This window comes from Streptococcus mitis (genome assembly GCF_003942685.1).
Taxonomy (GTDB): domain Bacteria; phylum Bacillota; class Bacilli; order Lactobacillales; family Streptococcaceae; genus Streptococcus; species Streptococcus mitis_CD.
Window position 1 is genome coordinate 200,072 of sequence record NZ_RJNR01000002.1, and the last position, 17,328, is coordinate 217,399.

The following is a 17,328-nucleotide window of genomic DNA, read 5'->3' on the forward strand; positions in this document are numbered from 1 at the left end:
GATTATTCGTAAGAGGATGAAAAAACAGTTGAAAATTTCTTCTCAACTGCTTATTTATTTGCAAAATAGTCTTCCTTGGTCAAGACATAATGAACTCTTGTAACAATTCGGCCTTCTTCATGCTGGTCCATACAAGCATATGGTTCTGCATGGGAAAAACGCATGCCTGATTTCTCCATGACCTTGCCAGATGCGGGATTATCCTTATCGTAAAGGGCGGTCAACTTATTCATCCCTATCTTCTCAAAAGCTAGCTCAATTACGGAACGATTGGCTTCTGTCGTCAATCCTTGATTCCAATACTTTTTATTGATAATGTAGCCAATAGCTGCCTTCTTAATAACAGGATCAATCTTGTGCAAGTCAATGGTTCCAATAAACTGACCATTGCTTTTTAGTTCTATTCCCCAGCGTCCCAAGGGATTGGCCAAGTAGAACTGAGCAATATTATTTTGAGTTTCTTCCAAGCTTTGATTGGTTGGAAAAGTGTAGCGCGTATTTTCTCTGTCCGAGGCATAGGCAAACATTTCTTCCCCATCATCCAAAGTTACAGGTCTAAGCAATAAACGCCCAGTCTCGACTATGGAATACTGAGCTAGTTTTAAAAAGATTGATTCCATACTTCTCCTCCATTTAAAAATATTTTCTACCAGTCTAGAATAAAAAAGAAGTTACAACAAGAAGCGCGAACAAAGAATACCAGATAACTGATTCTAGAGCAGAGAGTTTTCTGGTCTTTGGAAGCATTTCTAAATGTTTCTTAAAATCAATAATTACATAATTCAGAGTCCTACTGACAATGAAGATTCATCATTTTTTCTTTCCTTTTTTGAATCTAGTATTTACTTTTTTTATGACATAAAGAATAAAACTTCCCAAAATATCTAGTCCTATTGAGATTATAAATATTCTAATAAGCCAAAGCAGCCAACGTGTTTGATTAATGAATACATTGATGTAGGCATTTCCCCCATCAATGTAAATAATAAGAAGAAGTAAAAATATTTCAAGAGGAATGCGAATTTTAGCTTTCTTCAGACTAAATTCTTTAAATAAATTTCTGAATAAATTTCTAAAACTGACCTCTCCGTCCGGTTCTGTTTCCCAATATTCCTTGCTTTGAGTTTTAAGATATAAAAGATAGGCTACTTCAATAATCAATTGGGGGAAAGCATAACAGTAAAGTAGTGTACTTGTAATACCTAAAACCATAGCAAACTTCCCTAAAAAAGCACTAGTTAACAATACTAACATAAAAATAATGAGAATAGATTCTTGACTGTAGGCACTGGATTTGGAAAAGTAATTTCTCACCGTTCGACTTGCAGAAAAACCGTTTTTCAGTTGTCGCATCAACCAAAAATATTGATAAATAAAGCCACAAACTGTAGAGAATACTAAAAACAAAATGACTGGTATTGACGATTCATTTAACTCTTGAAAACCATTATTATTAACTGTAAACAAAATATAACACGTTAGCATTAACGATAAGAAAATTCCTACATACGATAATAGTAATAAAATAGTTGATAAAATTTGTTTACGATAAATAAAACTCATCCCTAGTGGAATCACAGTTGCCACTATAAGATAGACCGAATATAATAAAATAAAATTAAAAAATATGTTCGATGACTTTTGCAGACCAAAATCAATTAGGTATAGCTCTACTCCAAAGATGACTGCTCCTGTAAATGAAATCAACATCATACTTGCTGATGCGCGAGTGTTCGCTAAACTTTTAAAATAAGCTTTATTTAATTCTTCAACTTCTCTAACTGTTTTTTCTTTCCTTTTTTGAATCCAGTTTCTAATCTTTTCATCATAGATAGAATAAAGCTCCCCAAAATATCCAGCCCTATCAAAATTATAAATATTCTCTCAAGCCAAATAAGCCAAAGGGGGGTGTATGAACTAGGACTAAAATAGCCTATATTATACATAATACCTAGGAATATTGAACAAAACAAAATCTCAAGGGAAATTCTAATCTTTGCTTTCTTCAAACTGAAATCCTTAAATGAATTTCGAAAAGTCTCTTTTTTCTTAGGTACATCTTCCCAATACTCCTTGCTTTGAGTTTTTAGATATAAAAGATAGGCGACTTCTGTGATGAGTTGGGAGAAGCCATAGATAAAAAGTACCGCTGTTAGAATTCCTAAAACTATCGCAAACTTACCAGAAAGAAGACCGCCTAGCATGGAAACTGTAAAAATAATGAGAAGAGAATTATTATTGTGGGCACTAGATTTCGTAAAATAATTACCCATTGTTCTATTGGTAGAAAAACCTTTTTTTAACTCTCTTTTTAGCCAAAAATAGTGATAAACAAAACCAACAACTGTACAGATTAACAAAAAAGGAATGGTGTATAATGAACGTTCGTTATATTCTTGCAAATTAGTCCCTGAATAAACAAGAATAATATAAGATATAAGTATCAAAGATAAAAAAATACCTATATAAGATAAAAGTAATAATATGGTTGATAAAATCTGTCTACGATAAACAAATGTCATTCCTAGCGGAATAAAGGTTGCCACGACAAGATAAATAACATAGATCAAAACAAAATCAAAAAAGTAATTTTCCAAAGGATTTATTCCGTAGCCTTTAACAAAATAAAAATATTGGAAAAGCAGAAACAATGCCGAAGCGAAGGCTCCTGCAAATGAAATCAACATCATGCTTACAGATGCGCGAGTGTTCGCTAAGTTTTTAAAATATACTTTATTTAAATCTTCAACTTCTTTCACTATTTTTTCTTTCCTTTTTTAAATCTAGTATTTACTTTTTTTATAACATAAAGAATAAAACTTCCCAAAATATCCATTTCTATTGCATAGATGAACAATTTGACACTCCAGACCAGCCAAATAGGTCGCTTAATGCTCTCATCTGAATAACCACTATAATTAATAATCCCTAATAATATTGCAAAAGCTACCATCTCAAGTGGGATACGAATTTTTGCTTTCTTTAAACTGAATCCCTTAAATAAATCTCGAAAAGTCTCTTTTTTCGTAGGCACATCTTCCCAATACTCCTTGCTCTGAATTTTTAGATATAAAAGGTAGGCAACTTCTGTAATCAATTGAGAAAATGCATAGCTGAAAAGAAGAGCTCCAAGAATTCCAAAAATAAGTATCAACTTACCCGAAAGAAGACCGCCTATCATAGAAACTATAAAAATAATAAGAAGAGAGTTCTTACTATAAGCACTGGATTTTGCAAAATAATTACCCATTGTTCTATTGATAGAAAAACCTTTTTTTAACTCTCTTTTTAGCCAAAAATACTGATAAATAAAACTACAAATTGTACAAATAACTAAAAATGGAATAAAAATTGGAGAATATAGAGAGAATCCTATAGTAAATTCCTTCGTTGAAATAGAAGTAACTATAATCAAAAGCATCATCAACTGCAGAGAAAAGTATATGACCATATAGACTAGTAGCAGAAAAATTGTTGACAAAATTTGCTTCTTATATACAAAGAGACCAACTAATGGAATGAAAAATGCAATAATAAGGTAGAAACAAGAAATCAAGAGTAAATCAAAGAACCAATTCATAAATGGATTTATTATAGCGATTGTATCAAAATAGTAATAAAAAACGAAAATTTCTAGTGCTAATATAAATACTCCTGTCCATGAAATAACCATCATACTTACAGATGCGCGAGTGTTCGCTAATCTTTTAAAATAAGCTTTATTTAATTCTTCAACTTCTCTAACTGTTTTTTCTTTCACATTAACCTCCTAAATTGACCTAACTCTAAGTCCGTTTAATTAAAAATCACAGCTTAATCAGCTTATTCTAATTTTTCAATAAATTAAAAAATCTATAGAACTCGATCTTTCAATTAAATATCTTTATTTTCTAATTCTTTGTATAACTGTCTCAATATCATGCTGCGTTTAATCAATTTGGTATTTAAAATAGTGTATACGATAAAATATGATGATAAAGTTAATACAAGACTAATATAATTACCCGAACTTATAAAAATTGCAGCAGTCACTATTCCTATAATCAAAAAACAGAGCATCGTTATATATAATATTAAAACATTCCTTTTTTCTTGCTTTAAAAAGTTTTGATAGTTTCTTAAATCAATTTGAAATTCTTCTAACTCAATGACACGATTTAAAACATAATAAAGTAATAAGCTACTACCAATACTAATGATAATATAAGCAAGGACCAAAGACAGCAACCGAAAATCTGTTGGTACTTCCCCATTTTTACTTATACTTCTTAAAACAATATATAAAACAAGAGCAATTGAACTGTAACCAGTAATAGCAGTTGCTCCATTGATTTTATCCTTTATTGAATATAACAGTTGATGATTTTCATTGCTATAGTAGACAGATTTTCCCTGATATATACCTAGGACAATGAAACTCTTAGTTTTACTTTTCAAAATTTCCTTTCTAAATTATAAGTTTTATACAGTCCATTTATGATTTTTCCTCTTTGGAATACTTTATTATAAAAGAACATAAAATATATAGTCATAAATAAAACTGAAACAACTCCCCATGAAATATTGCCATATGTGATAAAGAGGTATGCAAAGAATATTATAATTAGTGGTAATATGATAAGAGATAAATAGGTAAAAAAGACATTCTTTCGCTCTCTTAACACGAAGTCTCTCATTGCTTTTTCCTCTAATTGAAGTTTTTCAACTTTCCTCTCACGATGGTACGTAACATAACAAACAACAAAGGCTATTATAAAGGAAATCAGGATGCCTATCATTAAAAATTGATATCTTCCCAGAATGGTTAAATAGTATTTGGAATTAACTTTTCCAATTATGACATAAATAATCATGACCATGCTACTGCCAGCAGTTTCCAAAAAAGAAGTCTTCTTTCTTACTATGTATAAACTAGAATCTTTTTTATCAAAATAAACTGGATTTTTATCAATTGTTCCTATAGGAACCATATTTTTTAAATATTTTTTCATATATCATTTTCCTTAGGGGAATATTTTTTGTCTAACATATGAACCACTTTAAATCTCTGTATTGGTTTCGTGTTTAATAACAATAGGGGGAACATAAAAAATAAAATGGCTAAAAACAAAAACAAAAAATTAGAAGTCAATAAATAAACTATAGAAAAAAGCACTGGAAAAAGAAATGCCAATAATATAATTAGATAGCTCTTAACTATATTTTTCTTCTCATTTTTAAGAAAAGTTATCATATCAACGTTTGAAAGCACAAAGGGACTAATAGTTAATTCTTCATTCAAAGCTGGTCTGTAGATGAGTTTTGAGACAATGATCATTAGAAAAAAACCAAAAGTCAAGGGCCAAAAACCACTAAACACCTGAACTTTTGTTATTTCTCTTACAATCACATAAAGGATAAGTGCTACTCCTGTTGAGAAAGCGATAGGAGACACTTTAAACTTTCTTTTAGAATGACCTAAGAACATCTTGTCTGTTTTCTTATCAAAAAAAACTGTTTCCCTTTCAAAATTACCAATGCCTACAAATTCAACGTCCTTTAACTTTATAATTTGCTTTTCGTCCAAGAGAATCTCCTATTTTTCTTATCTGATGCATACTCAAACATTGCTTCCATATCATCCAAAGTTAGAAATCTAAGCAATAAACGCTATGTCTCCACTATTGGATACTGGCTAGTTTTAAAAAGAATGATTCCATACGTTTCTACCATTCAAAAGTATTTTCTATCAGTCTAGCATAAAAAAGAAGTTACAACAAGTTTTTCTTGATTTTTAAAGCGGTTTCATATAGAATAAAATCATCACCTTATTTTATAGATAATTGTGATAAATCATTTACAACCCGTCAATAGAAAGGGAGTTTTTCTCTATGTTAATCGGAATTCCAAAAGAAATTAAGAATAATGAAAACCGTGTCGCCCTCACACCTGCTGGTGTCCACAGCTTAGTCGTTCGTGGTCATCGCGTCCTTATCGAAACAAATGCTGGTCTCGGTTCAGGATTTACTGATGATGACTATCAAAAGCAAGGAGCTGAGATTGTCGCTACTTCTGGTGAAGCTTGGGCTGCAGAGTTAGTCGTGAAAGTAAAAGAACCATTAACTTCTGAATATGGTTACTTACGTGACGACCTGCTTCTCTTCACCTACTTGCACATGGCCGCTGCTCCTGAATTAGCAGATGCTATGCTAGTAGCGAAAACAACGGGGATTGCCTATGAAACTATTCGTGATTCCCAAGGTCAGTTACCACTCCTCGTTCCTATGAGTGAGGTTGCAGGCCGTATGGCAGTCCAAATCGGTGCTCATTTCCTAACTAAGCAAGCAGGAGGTTCTGGTGTCCTACTGGGTGGTGTACCGGGTGTACCTAAAGGGAAAGTAACCATCATCGGTGGCGGTGTCGTAGGGACCCATGCTGCCCGCATCGCTTTAGGATTGGGAGCTCAAGTAACCATCCTTGATATCAGTGCTAAACGTCTCTCCGTTTTAGAGGAGGTCTTTGGCCACCAAATTCAAACTCTCATGTCCAATTCATTCAACATCGAAGCTAGTGTGAGAGATGCGGATGTGGTGATCGGAGCGGTTCTCATTCCTGGTGCCAAGGCACCAAAATTGGTGACAGATGAGATGGTCAAACAAATGCGTCCAGGATCTGTCATCGTTGACGTTGCCGTTGACCAAGGTGGCGTTATCGAGACAGCTGACCGTGTGACAACGCACGATGAGCCTGTATATGAAAAACACGGTGTGCTCCACTATGCCGTTGCCAACATCCCTGGTGCAGTTGCCCGTACTTCTACCATCGCCCTAACCAATGTCACTCTTCCTTATATCGAAGCTTTGGCCGAAAAAGGATTTGTACAATCAATTGCTGAAGATGAGGGCTTGCGCCAAGGTGTTACCACTTATCAAGGTTACTTAACCAGTCTTCCAGTAGCCCAAGGCCTCGATAAAAAACATACTCCAATTGATGAACTAGTATAAAAAATCTAATTATCAGATAAAAGAAAGAGCAATTCCACCTGAACTGCTCTTTTTTGCTATTCTGTTTCTTCTTGGACTTCTTCACGCTCTTCATTTTTAATTGGAGCTGGTTCATAGGCTCGGATAATCTGAGCGACAACTGGATGGCGAACCACATCCTTGGCTGAAAAATGAACAAAGTCAATCTGGTGAATGTTCTTAAGCTTTTCTTGGGCATCAATCAAACCGGACTTGACATTACGTGGCAGGTCAATCTGACTGATATCTCCATTGACAATCATCTTAGAATTAAAGCCTAAACGAGTCAAAAACATCTTCATCTGCATGATGGTCGTATTTTGCGCCTCATCGAGAATGACAAAGGCATCATCCAAGGTTCGTCCACGCATATAGGCAAGGGGCGCAATCTCGATAATTTCACGCTCCATGAGTCGAGTAGTTTGGTCTTTCCCCAAAATCTGATACAAGGCATCATAAACAGGGCGAAGGTAAGGATCGACCTTTTCCTTGAGGTCACCCGGAAGAAATCCAAGACTCTCACCTGCTTCCACTGCTGGACGAGTCAGGATAATTCGCTTAACCTGACCACGTTTAAGAGCTGTCACTGCCAAAGTAACTGCAAGAAAGGTCTTCCCTGTCCCTGCAGGCCCAATTCCAAAGGTCACATCATGCTGTTTAACACTATCCACATAAAGTTTTTGACCCAGAGTTTTGACACGGATCGGTTTCCCAGTATTATCTTTGATGATTTCTTCTTCATAAAGGGCGACAAACTTATCAATTTCATCGTTTTTGACCATACTAATTGCAGTCACCACATCTGGCGTACCAACGGTCATCCCACGGTTCACCAAGACCATGAGAGCTTGAATAACCTGACGGGCTTCCTCGCAAGCAGACTCTTCTCCCAAAACCTGGACAATCTCCGTACGAGCATGAATCACCACATCAAGCTCTTCTTCCATTAAACGAAGATGGCGCTCATTGGAACCAAAAAGATGAAACAGATCATCTGGATGACTCAGTTGAATGTCTATTGAATGTTCCTTCAAATAAAGAACCTCTCTAATCCTTTTATTTCTTTTTATTATAGCAAAGGGGTGGAGAAATTACTAGCCCAAACCCAGTGAATCATGCTAGTGTTCTAAGTATTCTTGCCAAATAACGTCAAAGTCTCCTAGGTTAAAAGAGAAACTGGCATGTTCTTCTAAAAAGCGACTCACCTCATCAAAATCATCTGTGTGTTTTGGAAAGGCTGATTCTTCAAAAGCAAGGTCTGCCAAGATAGCCTTGGGACTGTTACTTTTAGGATTGCGCTCGGTCATGAGCCAAGTGTAAAATGATTTTCTCATAAATCTCCCTAAATCAACTCTGTCCCAAACTGGTCTTGCTTGATTTTGCCAGCCTTCATCAAGCCACCGAGTGCTTTCTTGAACTGACCTTTAGAAATGCCAAAGGTTGCCTTGATATCCTCAGGAGATGACTTATCATTCAAGGTCATAAAACCGCCATTGCTTTCCAAGTAGGTCAAAATCATCTGAGCATCATTTTCCAACATCTCAAAAGAACGTGGTTTGAGGGAGAGGTTCAATGTGCGGTCCACTTCACGGAAACCAATAACACGCGCATCTAAAACTTGACCCAAACGTGGCTCTGCATAGCGCTCGCTAGGATGGATAAAACCAAGCATGTTATTTTCTGGCAGATAGACAAAGGTCCCTGACAGCTTGAGGCGGTAAACAATGGCTGGCCAGTTTTGGTTCTGCATGTTGTTGTAGGCAGGACGAGCCAGACGTTGGAAGTCTTCTTGATAGGCCAAGAGTCCCCAGATGCGGTCTTTCTTGTCCACTTCAAGACGGATGTAGAGTTGGTCGCCCTTCTTAGGCCAAAGTTCCTTGAGCTCAGGGAGGATATCAAGTGACACTACGATTTCCTTATCAGGTAGGCCTGTATCCACAAAGACACCCAAGTCTTTACGAACTTCCGTTACAGTTCCCCAACCAAATTGGTCCTGAGTGGCAGTCACTTCTAAGGTTGTCAGGCGGAGTTTTTGCTTCATATCCGTGTAGGCAAAACCTTTGACCGTATCCCCTACTGTATGTTGACCTTCTTCCTTGGCAAGAGCATAGGTTTGACCATCCTTTTGCACAAAGTAAAAACGATCGTTTTCATCGATGATCAGTCCAACGATAAAACTTGCAAGATTTGTATTCATATTTCCTTCTTTCGAATAAAACTCAGCCAGCAATGCCAACTGAGTTTTTCTGTTTATTTTTAGACTTCCAAAAGTTCTTTTTCTTTATTAGCAGTCATGTCATCGATGTGTTTAACAGCATCGTCTGTTACTTTTTGAATATCTTTTTCAAGAGTCTTCAATTCGTCTTCAGTGATTTCTTTTGCTTTTTCTTGTTTCTTAGCTTCATCCATAGCATCACGACGGATATTGCGGACAGCCACTTTAGCATTCTCACCGACCTTCTTCACTTCTTTAGCAAGGTCACGACGAGTTTCTTCTGTAAGAGCTGGGATAACCAAGCGAATCACAGAACCGTCGTTAGCTGGTGTGATACCAAGATCAGAAGCGTTCAAGGCACGTTCGATGTCTTTCAATGAAGATTTGTCAAATGGTGTGACCAACAAAACACGCGCTTCTGGAATCGTAATTGAAGCGATTTGGTTAAGAGGAGTTTCTACTCCGTAGTATTCTACATGTACACGGTCAAGCAAGCTTGCATTGGCACGACCGGCACGGATACCACCAAATTCACGAGCAAGTGATTGGTGAGACTGGGTCATTCTCTCTTTAGCTTTTTCAATAATTACGTTAGCCATAATCTTTCTTATTCCTTTTCTTCGATATTATTTGAAACTGTTGTTCCGATATTTTCACCAAATACGACACGTTTGATATTGCCTGGTTGGTTCATGTTGAAGACAACCAAGTCAATGTCGTTATCCATTGAGAGAGTTGAAGCTGTTGAATCCATGATACGAAGACCTTTATTGATAACATCACGGTGGGTCAATTCTTCAAATTTAACAGCTGTCTTGTCCTTCTTAGGATCGGCATTGTAAACACCATCGACACCATTTTTGGCCATAAGGATGGCATCCGCTTCGATTTCAGCTGCACGAAGAGCCGCTGTTGTATCTGTTGAGAAGTAAGGTGAACCAATTCCGGCACCAAAGATAACGATACGTCCTTTTTCAAGGTGACGAAGGGCACGTCCACGGACATAAGGCTCTGCCACTTGTTGCATAGCAATAGCTGTTTGCACACGTGTATCAACCCCAACTTGTTGCAATGAATCTGCCATCACAAGAGCATTCATAACAGTCCCAAGCATTCCTGTGTAATCTGCCTGAACGCGGTCCATACCTGCTTCTGCTGCAGGTTCTCCACGCCAGAGATTTCCTCCACCAATAACAAGGGCAATTTCGATACCTAAGTTATGAACTTCTTGAATCTCTTTTGCGATTGTTTGAACTGTTTGGATATCAATCCCTACGCCTCGTTCACCGGCAAGGGCTTCACCTGATAACTTGATTAAAATACGTTTATACTTGGGATTCGCCATTTTCACTCTCCTTTTTTTATCCTACCTATTTTATCACAATTTCTAAGATTTTTATAGTATCATGAGCAATTCTTTCAAAAAAATTAGACCGTTAAAAATTCCTCTAAGTCGCTAAGAGCACGCTCTGCAATTTTTTCATAACGAGCCTTCTTATCACGGATACGCTCGCCTTCCAACTCCTTGATGATTCCAAAATTGACATTCATTGGTTGGAAATGCTTGCTGTCTGCATGGGTGATGTAATGAGCTAAGCTTCCGATAGCCGTCGTCTCTGGGAAAATAGCTTGGTTTTCTCCCTTGAAAAGACGAGCTGCGTTAATTCCCGCAACTAATCCTGACGCCGCTGATTCAACATAACCCTCTACACCCGTCATCTGACCAGCAAAGAAGAGATTTGGTTGTTTCTTAGAACGGTAAGTCTGCTCAAGAAGATTTGGTGAATCCATATAAGAATTGCGGTGCATGACACCATAACGTACAAACTCAGCATTTTCAAGACCTGGAATCATTTGGAAGACACGCTTTTGTTCTCCCCATTTGAGGTGAGTCTGGAAACCGACGATATTATAGAGGCTACCAGCTGCATTGTCCTGACGAAGCTGAACCACTGCATAAGGGGTTTTGAATTCTCCATCACGAGGTCCTGTGTAGTCGTCCGGATACTCAAGACCCACTGGTTTCATAGGACCATAAAGCATGGTTTTAATACCTCGTTTGGCCATGACTTCGATAGGCATACAGCCTTCAAAATACTTTTCTTTTTCAAAAGAATTGAGCGGTGCTTCTTCTGCATTAACCAAGGCTTCATGGAAATCCATAAACTCTTGTTTGGTCATGGGCGCATTGAGATAGGCCGCTTCCCCCTTATCATAACGAGACTTAAGATAAACCTTGCTCATATCGATGGTGTTGACATCGATAATAGGCGCTGCCGCATCATAGAAATAGAAACCATCGCCGTCATTAAGGGCATGAATCTTTTCAGCCAAAGCATCACTGGTCAAGGGACCAGTCGCCACAACTGTAATAACATCTGTCGGCAATTCTGTAATTTCATCACGAACCACTTCAATCAAGGGGTGGTTGGCAACTTTTTCGGTTACCATTTGGGAGAAACCATCGCGGTCAACCGCAAGGGCACCACCTGCAGGAACACGTGTAGCCTCAGCAGATTCCAAGATAACAGAACCCAAGCGACGCATTTCTTCCTTGAGGAGACCCACTGCATTTGTCAAAGCATCCCCACGAAGAGAATTGGAACAAACCAACTCTGCAAAATTGTCTGTTTTGTGCTGAGGTGTTGACTTGACACCACGCATTTCATAAAGTTTAACTGGAATACCACGTTCTGCGATTTGGTAGGCTGCTTCAGAACCTGCCAAACCAGCACCGATAACATTGATATAAGATTGAGACACGACACTAATACCTCTTTGGGTGGAACCTAAGTTCATATCAAAACAAGGCACTGGCTTGTTTAACACCCACAAATCTTTCTATTTTTTCTTCTACTAGTATAACAAAAAAAGGGAAGAAGGCAAACTTCCCTGTTTAGTCATTTTCTTGATGTAAAGAGATAGTGAGTATTCCAATTAAAAATCAATTATATGCTACTCTATAAAATCTCTTCCACGTAACGGATCGATAGGGACTGTTATTCTATCTCTTGCTATAACCGTATTATCTAAAACAGCATAACATTCAACATAGTGGTCTCCTTTAAACTGAGAATCTTCGTGATGTTTTATTTTACCTGAAAAATAGCACCACGCTCACAATTTCTTCTAATCGCCTCAGCTCCAATATTTCTTACTTTCCAATAATATTTAACATCAGACAAAAGATTATCTGGAATATCTGATTTTATAATTTCAAAATCAAGAGATTTTCTATTTTTAATCTTAAATCTACTTTTTAAAAAGTCTGAAAGAAGTGCTTTTCGAAAACCATCTTGTGTAATTTCACACTCCAAAACAATATTATATTCGATATTAACATTAAACAATTCATCAATAAATTCTTCATTCGAAGCTCGATTTGTTGTAGAAGTGGATTGAGCGAATTTTCTACCAAATAGCTGTCTATAAACTTCAGTAAGTTTCTCTTCTGAAGCGTCTTCTATTTTCTTTAGAGCTTGCTTAGCTTTATTGACAAATTTTGCTCCATCATTATTATAAATCTTTTGATTACTACCTAAAGCATACCAATACTCTCTATTTTTATCTTGGTTTGAAAAGTATTCAAAAATATCTTTCAAGAGAATATTGTAATCAGAGTAATATATTTCAGAAATACCTTTATCATCAATTAAATCAGATATCAAAGTATCTATCAACAACCCCTTAAATGAAAAGCCCATATGATTTTTCCATTGTCGTATGAGCCTTGTTAAGTTAGAAAAATGATTATTAAAATTCGAATTTAAAGATTTAGATTTTTCAATTTCAGGCTTTGGTTTAGTAGTTTTCCAAGAGCCTCCGTTACGAGAATCAGGATATTTAAAATTACCATCAGATTGTTCGAAAGCTGGAACTAACTCAATTTTTCCACCATCCGAAAAATCAATAACAACGACCTGTCCGTCTCCTTTTATTTTTGTATTTGGGTATCTTTTTAGTAATTCGTTTTTTATTTCCTGTAGAAGTGCTGATTGACCATTACCCTCATAAGAATCAAATCGTCTATACACTTCTGAGGGTAGTGAAAAAATATAATCAAAATCACTAACATTTCGAACAGCCGTCGTTCTCCCCACACTACCAACAATCAAACCATTGTCAATTTCTTCATCTTCAAGCTCATCTAAGGAATAGTATTTTCGATTAAGTCGTTTCGTAATCTCTTTTAATCTATTCTTCCATTTTTCCCATTCCTCGTCCGTCATGGGGAGTTCGTCTTCGCAAAATTCTTTAAAATCATTAGATAAAGACATTACTCTTCCTCCTTAATTTCCATCAATTCTTTTGGAATAAAGTATCTATAATCTTCCTCATAATCATTATCTTTTCTCGATTTTATTAGTTTTGAAGCCTTGGATACATTTTTGGGAGAAGCATTAGAAAGTTGACTATAAGTAGCATCTCTTCGAAATTTTAATTCTTCGAAAGATTCTTGGATTTCACTTGATGGTTTTCCATTGTAAACCACCTCAGATAAAAGAATTTCAGCTAACACTTTAAAATTCCAAATCTCATCAACAGATTTCCTCTCCAAAGCTAGTCGTTCCTCAAAGTTAAACTCCTTGGTGATGCTAAAAATTATTGTAGTGACTAATGATAAAAATGCTGTAACAAGCTTTATCCAATATTCATCAAACCAAAGTATTCCAACTAAGCCAGAAGAGACAACTCCAGAAATGATTATTGTTGCTATTCTAAACCATCGAATATAGCTTTCTAACTCGTCCATTCTAACCGCATGAATTTTATGAGTCCAACCTACATTTACTATAAATTTTTTAAGTTGAAAGTGTAATTTTTCTTGATTTTTCGACATTAAACCTCCTCCTTACTATTTTTGCTTATCTTGGTATGTTTCCCAAACAAATGACACTACCGTTAATGCAGATCCTACAACAACTGAAGCATACCTTGGTGGCAATTCTATAAAGTTAGCTCCCTTACCATGACCATCACCTTTATCATTTCTAAGACTGTTAATACCCTTGATAATTTGATTCAAACCACTTAGAACTAGCTTTACATCTTGATTATTTTTTGCTGAAATATTTTCATTAGAATCCAAGTTTAAAAATTTAAAGACTTTCTTTTGCAAAGTTGCAATATCATTAGAATTAGAATACTCAATTTTTTCATGGTCTAAAATATGTTTAAAACATGATTCCAACAATTCCTTAGCTTTTCCAATAGCGTCCGCTGGAGAGCGAGAAATCATTTCATTCATAATCCCCATTTGCTTATCTATATAGTCGCTATCAAAATAGTCAGATAAAGATTCAGCAACATTATTTAAGTAGGCCATTTGTGAGACTTCATACTTCGAAAGTCTCTCTTTCAATTTCAATGCCTGAGAGTTCCTCTCTTCAGTTTTCTCGTAATATGAGTCAGGAAGGTCTTCATAATATCTAAGTAAATCTAAAGCTAATTTTAAAACCAGTTCATCTGGTTCGTTATCTACAAAAGCCTGTAAAGCTTTCCCTTTTGAACCTCCATATTTCTCTTGAATATTTACTCCTACTGAATTAAAAGTAAAATTAGCAAAAGTAGAGTTAGAAAAATTTAATACATAACCGTCACTATTAAAAAATACTTTTATAAAACTCTTATCTTGAAAATTTAATTCCATATCAAGTTCCCTAGATTTAAAATATCAACTCGCTTCAAACAAATCCAGTTGACCAAAACTTTCTTCGAGTTTCTGTTGCTTTGCAATTACATCACTATTTCGTAAATCTGACACTAACTTTTCAGCAATATACCACATCATTACTGGTGGAATAGCATTCCCCAGCATTCTATATTGAGCACCTTCTGAACCAAGCAATTCATAGTTTTCTGGAAACGACTGAATACGTGCAACCTCTCTTGGAGTATAGCGACGGTAACGTCCATTTTCTAACAAAACAGGGTCAGTGCTATTTAAGGATACTTTTGCTAAATGAGAACTAACCGTATTACTCGGCTGTTCAATGTCTTGTGCTCGTCCTTTATTCATTTTTTTGCCAGATTTACTATTTAGCATTCCTTGCACAGCCCTCTCGCTAAAATAATACTTTTCATCAATATCTTGCTGAAGAATTACTTTTAGTGGTGTATAATCTTCTACATTTTGAATAGGCTCTTCAGGAAATTCAAAAGTAAAATTCAAATCCTTTCGAATACCAACAATAAACACTCGCTCTCTCTTTTGCGGAACGCCGTATTTGGTGGCTACGCAAAGTTTATAAGAAACATTATAACCAGCTTTTTCGAACTCTTCAATAATTAGAGGAAAGGCTTCTTTATTGTTTGCAGACAAAATTCCCTTAACATTTTCGGCAAAAAATGCTTTTGGTTGATGAGCTTTTAACACTCGCACCATCTCAAAAAACAATGTCCCTTTTTCGTCTTTTATTCCTAAGCGTTTCGGATTTTGAGCACTGACAGAAAATGATTGACAAGGAAAACCTCCCGTTAAAATATCGAAAGATGGGATTTCATCTGATTTTATTTCTCGGATATTTCGATTGTCTGGAGTAACACCAAAATTCTTTTCAAACATTTTATTGGCACTGTCTTCAATATCATTTGCATAGACAATCTCAATTTGATTATCGGCATAATGTTTACCTAAAAAATCAAATCCACCAGCAAAACCAATATCCGTTCCACCTCCTCCACTAAAAAGAGAGGCAATTTTTAGTTTCTTCAAATTAAATTCTCCTCAAAGCCAACTGACGATGAAAAACGGACATCATATCCATCTTTTCTCTCAATCAGAAGCATCTTCTCATTTTTGACTAACTCATACAAATTCTTGATAATAAACAATTTTTTGCTATGTTTAGAAATCTGCAAACGATAAATATAGTATCTATCACGCACAGATTTAGCAGTTCGCCATTCGTTCGGTGTGATATGAAACGAATTAAAAGTAATAGAAGCATTGCTGACAGTTGTTTTGACTTCAATATACTTTCTCAGCTCAGAATCATCACACTCAAAAGATTGAACATCGTAGCCGACACCAAACTGTGTTGGAATAAAATTCACCAGATGGAGCAACTGTTCTTGCCCATGTTCTCGTAATTTTTGTTTTTCATGATTGATAACAATAGCTTCTCCCGAACTCCCTACAACAGCGGTAGAGATTTTCTCGCTGTATTCGATGTGTTCAGTTAGATGTCCGATAATATCTGTTTTCTCTTCAGTAAAATCAATATCACTTGGAAGGTAGAGATTAAAGTTTGTCCTAAAATCAATATCTCCTAAATCACGATTGACATATTCGAACCAAGCACTTCTAAAATTTCGAACATCTTCAATTGTTGTAGAAGCATTTCCAATAAATTGAGCATAGCCATCAAAGGTAGCATCTGATTGCAAAAAGTCATTTATTGCTTGCTCTTCCATAGAATTTATTTTATACCTACCACCTTGAACAGTTAGTAAACTCGCTATAACCATGTAATCTAAAATATCTTTGGCATATCGAATAACATCTCCTTTAGTATCGTAAGCTACTTTAGACGCTCTATTCTCTTTGATACGATTCCATATTTCCAAAACAGGCTCTCTATCACGAGTACATCTCAAATCATTAAAGATACAATGGGCGACTTCTTCATCGGTGAGGTAAATAGTTTTTTCTTCAGCTTGTGAGGCTTCTGTAAATAGTTCCAGTAGATACTGAGCTGGCTTAAATTGAACTCCGATTTGACAAAGTTTAACAATCTCGTTATCTTTTAGATGCCCACCAGGATATTCAAAATTATACAAAAAGGTTTTAAAAAAGCGAATAAGGTCTTGGTCTTCAGTCAATTCCTTAGCCCTATTTCCTGAATAGACAAAGCCCTCTTTCTCAATCATCATTCCAAACAAAGAAGAAATCTCTGTTCGCCAGTTATTGATTGTTTTCTCTGTTTTATCTGCATTTCCTGCATATTGTTTGATAATGTCATTTAGTTGCTGACTAAATTCCTTTTTAGGCAATATTCCCAAATAAGAAATATTCGTTGCCATATAAACAAGTACATTTTCGACATCATTTTTAAAACGAGGTCTTGGGTGATGTAGTCTAAAATAATATTTCTCTGGAACTTGATACAT

Annotated in this window: 18 protein-coding genes and 1 pseudogene; 1 reads left to right on the plus strand and 18 read right to left on the minus strand. The window is 35.9% G+C overall.

Annotation, left to right across the window (positions count from 1 at the left end; genetic code table 11):
- Positions 1–50 precede the first annotated feature (50 nt).
- The 7 genes from D8855_RS02795 to D8855_RS02825 all read right to left on the minus strand — a co-directional run bounded on the left by D8855_RS02795 (position 51) and on the right by D8855_RS02825 (position 5,566).
- Positions 51–620, minus strand: a complete 570-nt coding sequence (locus tag D8855_RS02795; RefSeq protein ID WP_125415908.1) for a GNAT family N-acetyltransferase — start codon at positions 618–620, stop codon at positions 51–53.
- A gap of 190 nt (positions 621–810) precedes the next feature.
- Positions 811–1,713 (minus strand): hypothetical protein, encoded by a 903-nt coding sequence (locus D8855_RS02800; protein WP_260467319.1) that lies wholly within the window; start codon positions 1,711–1,713, stop codon positions 811–813.
- A 47-nt stretch (positions 1,714–1,760) separates the two neighbouring features.
- Positions 1,761–2,759 carry a hypothetical protein gene (locus D8855_RS02805; protein ID WP_125415914.1) on the minus strand — a complete coding sequence of 333 codons (999 nt, stop codon included), beginning with the start codon at positions 2,757–2,759 and terminating at the stop codon, positions 1,761–1,763.
- Positions 2,759–3,760: a hypothetical protein gene (locus tag D8855_RS02810; protein ID WP_125415916.1), complete on the minus strand. Its 1,002-nt coding sequence runs from the start codon at positions 3,758–3,760 to the stop codon at positions 2,759–2,761. The genes D8855_RS02805 and D8855_RS02810 overlap by 1 nt, the downstream gene beginning before the upstream one ends.
- A gap of 113 nt (positions 3,761–3,873) precedes the next feature.
- Positions 3,874–4,437: a hypothetical protein gene (locus D8855_RS02815; protein WP_125415919.1), complete on the minus strand. Its 564-nt coding sequence runs from the start codon at positions 4,435–4,437 to the stop codon at positions 3,874–3,876.
- On the minus strand, positions 4,434–4,991 hold the full coding sequence (locus tag D8855_RS02820; RefSeq protein ID WP_094753808.1) for a hypothetical protein: 558 nt from the start codon (positions 4,989–4,991) through the stop codon (positions 4,434–4,436). Before D8855_RS02820 ends, D8855_RS02815 begins: the two co-directional genes overlap by 4 nt.
- A complete protein-coding gene (locus tag D8855_RS02825) occupies positions 4,988–5,566 on the minus strand; it encodes a hypothetical protein (protein ID WP_125415922.1) in 579 nt (192 codons plus the stop codon). The genes D8855_RS02820 and D8855_RS02825 overlap by 4 nt, the downstream gene beginning before the upstream one ends.
- Before the next feature lie 304 nt (positions 5,567–5,870).
- On the opposite strand from D8855_RS02825, the gene ald reads away from it, so the two are divergent.
- Positions 5,871–6,983: an alanine dehydrogenase gene (ald, locus tag D8855_RS02830; protein WP_125415925.1), complete on the plus strand. Its 1,113-nt coding sequence runs from the start codon at positions 5,871–5,873 to the stop codon at positions 6,981–6,983.
- Between the two features lie 56 nt (positions 6,984–7,039).
- Here ald and D8855_RS02835 read toward each other — a convergent pair whose 3' ends face one another.
- The 11 genes and pseudogenes from D8855_RS02835 to D8855_RS02885 form a co-directional block, all read right to left on the minus strand.
- Positions 7,040–8,035 carry a PhoH family protein gene (locus tag D8855_RS02835; RefSeq protein ID WP_000658187.1) on the minus strand — a complete coding sequence of 332 codons (996 nt, stop codon included), beginning with the start codon at positions 8,033–8,035 and terminating at the stop codon, positions 7,040–7,042.
- Positions 8,036–8,119: 84 nt separating this feature from the next.
- The gene (locus tag D8855_RS02840; protein WP_049488667.1) at positions 8,120–8,335 is read right to left on the minus strand and encodes a YozE family protein; all 216 of its coding nucleotides are present in this window, start codon (positions 8,333–8,335) and stop codon (positions 8,120–8,122) included.
- 8 nt (positions 8,336–8,343) lie between these two features.
- On the minus strand, positions 8,344–9,198 hold the full coding sequence (gene cvfB, locus D8855_RS02845; protein ID WP_049488665.1) for an RNA-binding virulence regulatory protein CvfB: 855 nt from the start codon (positions 9,196–9,198) through the stop codon (positions 8,344–8,346).
- Positions 9,199–9,257: 59 nt separating this feature from the next.
- Positions 9,258–9,815: a ribosome recycling factor gene (gene frr, locus D8855_RS02850; protein WP_000024409.1), complete on the minus strand. Its 558-nt coding sequence runs from the start codon at positions 9,813–9,815 to the stop codon at positions 9,258–9,260.
- 8 nt (positions 9,816–9,823) lie between these two features.
- Positions 9,824–10,561 (minus strand): UMP kinase, encoded by a 738-nt coding sequence (gene pyrH, locus D8855_RS02855; protein ID WP_125415928.1) that lies wholly within the window; start codon positions 10,559–10,561, stop codon positions 9,824–9,826.
- A gap of 83 nt (positions 10,562–10,644) precedes the next feature.
- Positions 10,645–11,979 (minus strand): methylenetetrahydrofolate--tRNA-(uracil(54)-C(5))-methyltransferase (FADH(2)-oxidizing) TrmFO, encoded by a 1,335-nt coding sequence (gene trmFO, locus D8855_RS02860; RefSeq protein WP_185757552.1) that lies wholly within the window; start codon positions 11,977–11,979, stop codon positions 10,645–10,647.
- A gap of 192 nt (positions 11,980–12,171) precedes the next feature.
- Positions 12,172–13,493, minus strand: a pseudogene (locus D8855_RS02865) (SMODS domain-containing nucleotidyltransferase).
- Positions 13,493–14,056: an SLATT domain-containing protein gene (locus D8855_RS02870; protein ID WP_125415931.1), complete on the minus strand. Its 564-nt coding sequence runs from the start codon at positions 14,054–14,056 to the stop codon at positions 13,493–13,495. The pseudogene D8855_RS02865 and the gene D8855_RS02870 overlap by 1 nt, the downstream one beginning before the upstream one ends.
- Before the next feature lie 15 nt (positions 14,057–14,071).
- Positions 14,072–14,866, minus strand: a complete 795-nt coding sequence (locus D8855_RS02875; protein WP_000422392.1) for an abortive infection family protein — start codon at positions 14,864–14,866, stop codon at positions 14,072–14,074.
- 24 nt (positions 14,867–14,890) lie between these two features.
- On the minus strand, positions 14,891–15,931 hold the full coding sequence (gene dcm / locus D8855_RS02880; RefSeq protein ID WP_000734158.1) for a DNA (cytosine-5-)-methyltransferase: 1,041 nt from the start codon (positions 15,929–15,931) through the stop codon (positions 14,891–14,893).
- Positions 15,928–17,328, minus strand: a complete 1,401-nt coding sequence (locus tag D8855_RS02885; RefSeq protein WP_000285316.1) for a protein NO VEIN domain-containing protein — start codon at positions 17,326–17,328, stop codon at positions 15,928–15,930. Before D8855_RS02885 ends, dcm begins: the two co-directional genes overlap by 4 nt.

Bases quoted from the DNA above. Each gene is read 5' to 3' on its own strand.
- D8855_RS02795 (WP_125415908.1), bottom strand. From the start codon at position 620: ATGGAATCAATCTTTTTAAAACTAGCTCAGTATTCCATAGTCGAGACT.
- D8855_RS02800 (WP_260467319.1), bottom strand. From the start codon at position 1,713: ATGATGTTGATTTCATTTACAGGAGCAGTCATCTTTGGAGTAGAGCTA.
- D8855_RS02820 (WP_094753808.1), bottom strand. From the start codon at position 4,991: ATGAAAAAATATTTAAAAAATATGGTTCCTATAGGAACAATTGATAAA.
- ald (WP_125415925.1), top strand. From the start codon at position 5,871: ATGTTAATCGGAATTCCAAAAGAAATTAAGAATAATGAAAACCGTGTC.
- D8855_RS02840 (WP_049488667.1), bottom strand. From the start codon at position 8,335: ATGAGAAAATCATTTTACACTTGGCTCATGACCGAGCGCAATCCTAAA.
- cvfB (WP_049488665.1), bottom strand. From the start codon at position 9,198: ATGAATACAAATCTTGCAAGTTTTATCGTTGGACTGATCATCGATGAA.
- frr (WP_000024409.1), bottom strand. From the start codon at position 9,815: ATGGCTAACGTAATTATTGAAAAAGCTAAAGAGAGAATGACCCAGTCT.
- pyrH (WP_125415928.1), bottom strand. From the start codon at position 10,561: ATGGCGAATCCCAAGTATAAACGTATTTTAATCAAGTTATCAGGTGAA.
- D8855_RS02870 (WP_125415931.1), bottom strand. From the start codon at position 14,056: ATGTCGAAAAATCAAGAAAAATTACACTTTCAACTTAAAAAATTTATA.
- D8855_RS02875 (WP_000422392.1), bottom strand. From the start codon at position 14,866: ATGGAATTAAATTTTCAAGATAAGAGTTTTATAAAAGTATTTTTTAAT.
- D8855_RS02885 (WP_000285316.1), bottom strand. From the start codon at position 17,328: ATGTATCAAGTTCCAGAGAAATATTATTTTAGACTACATCACCCAAGA.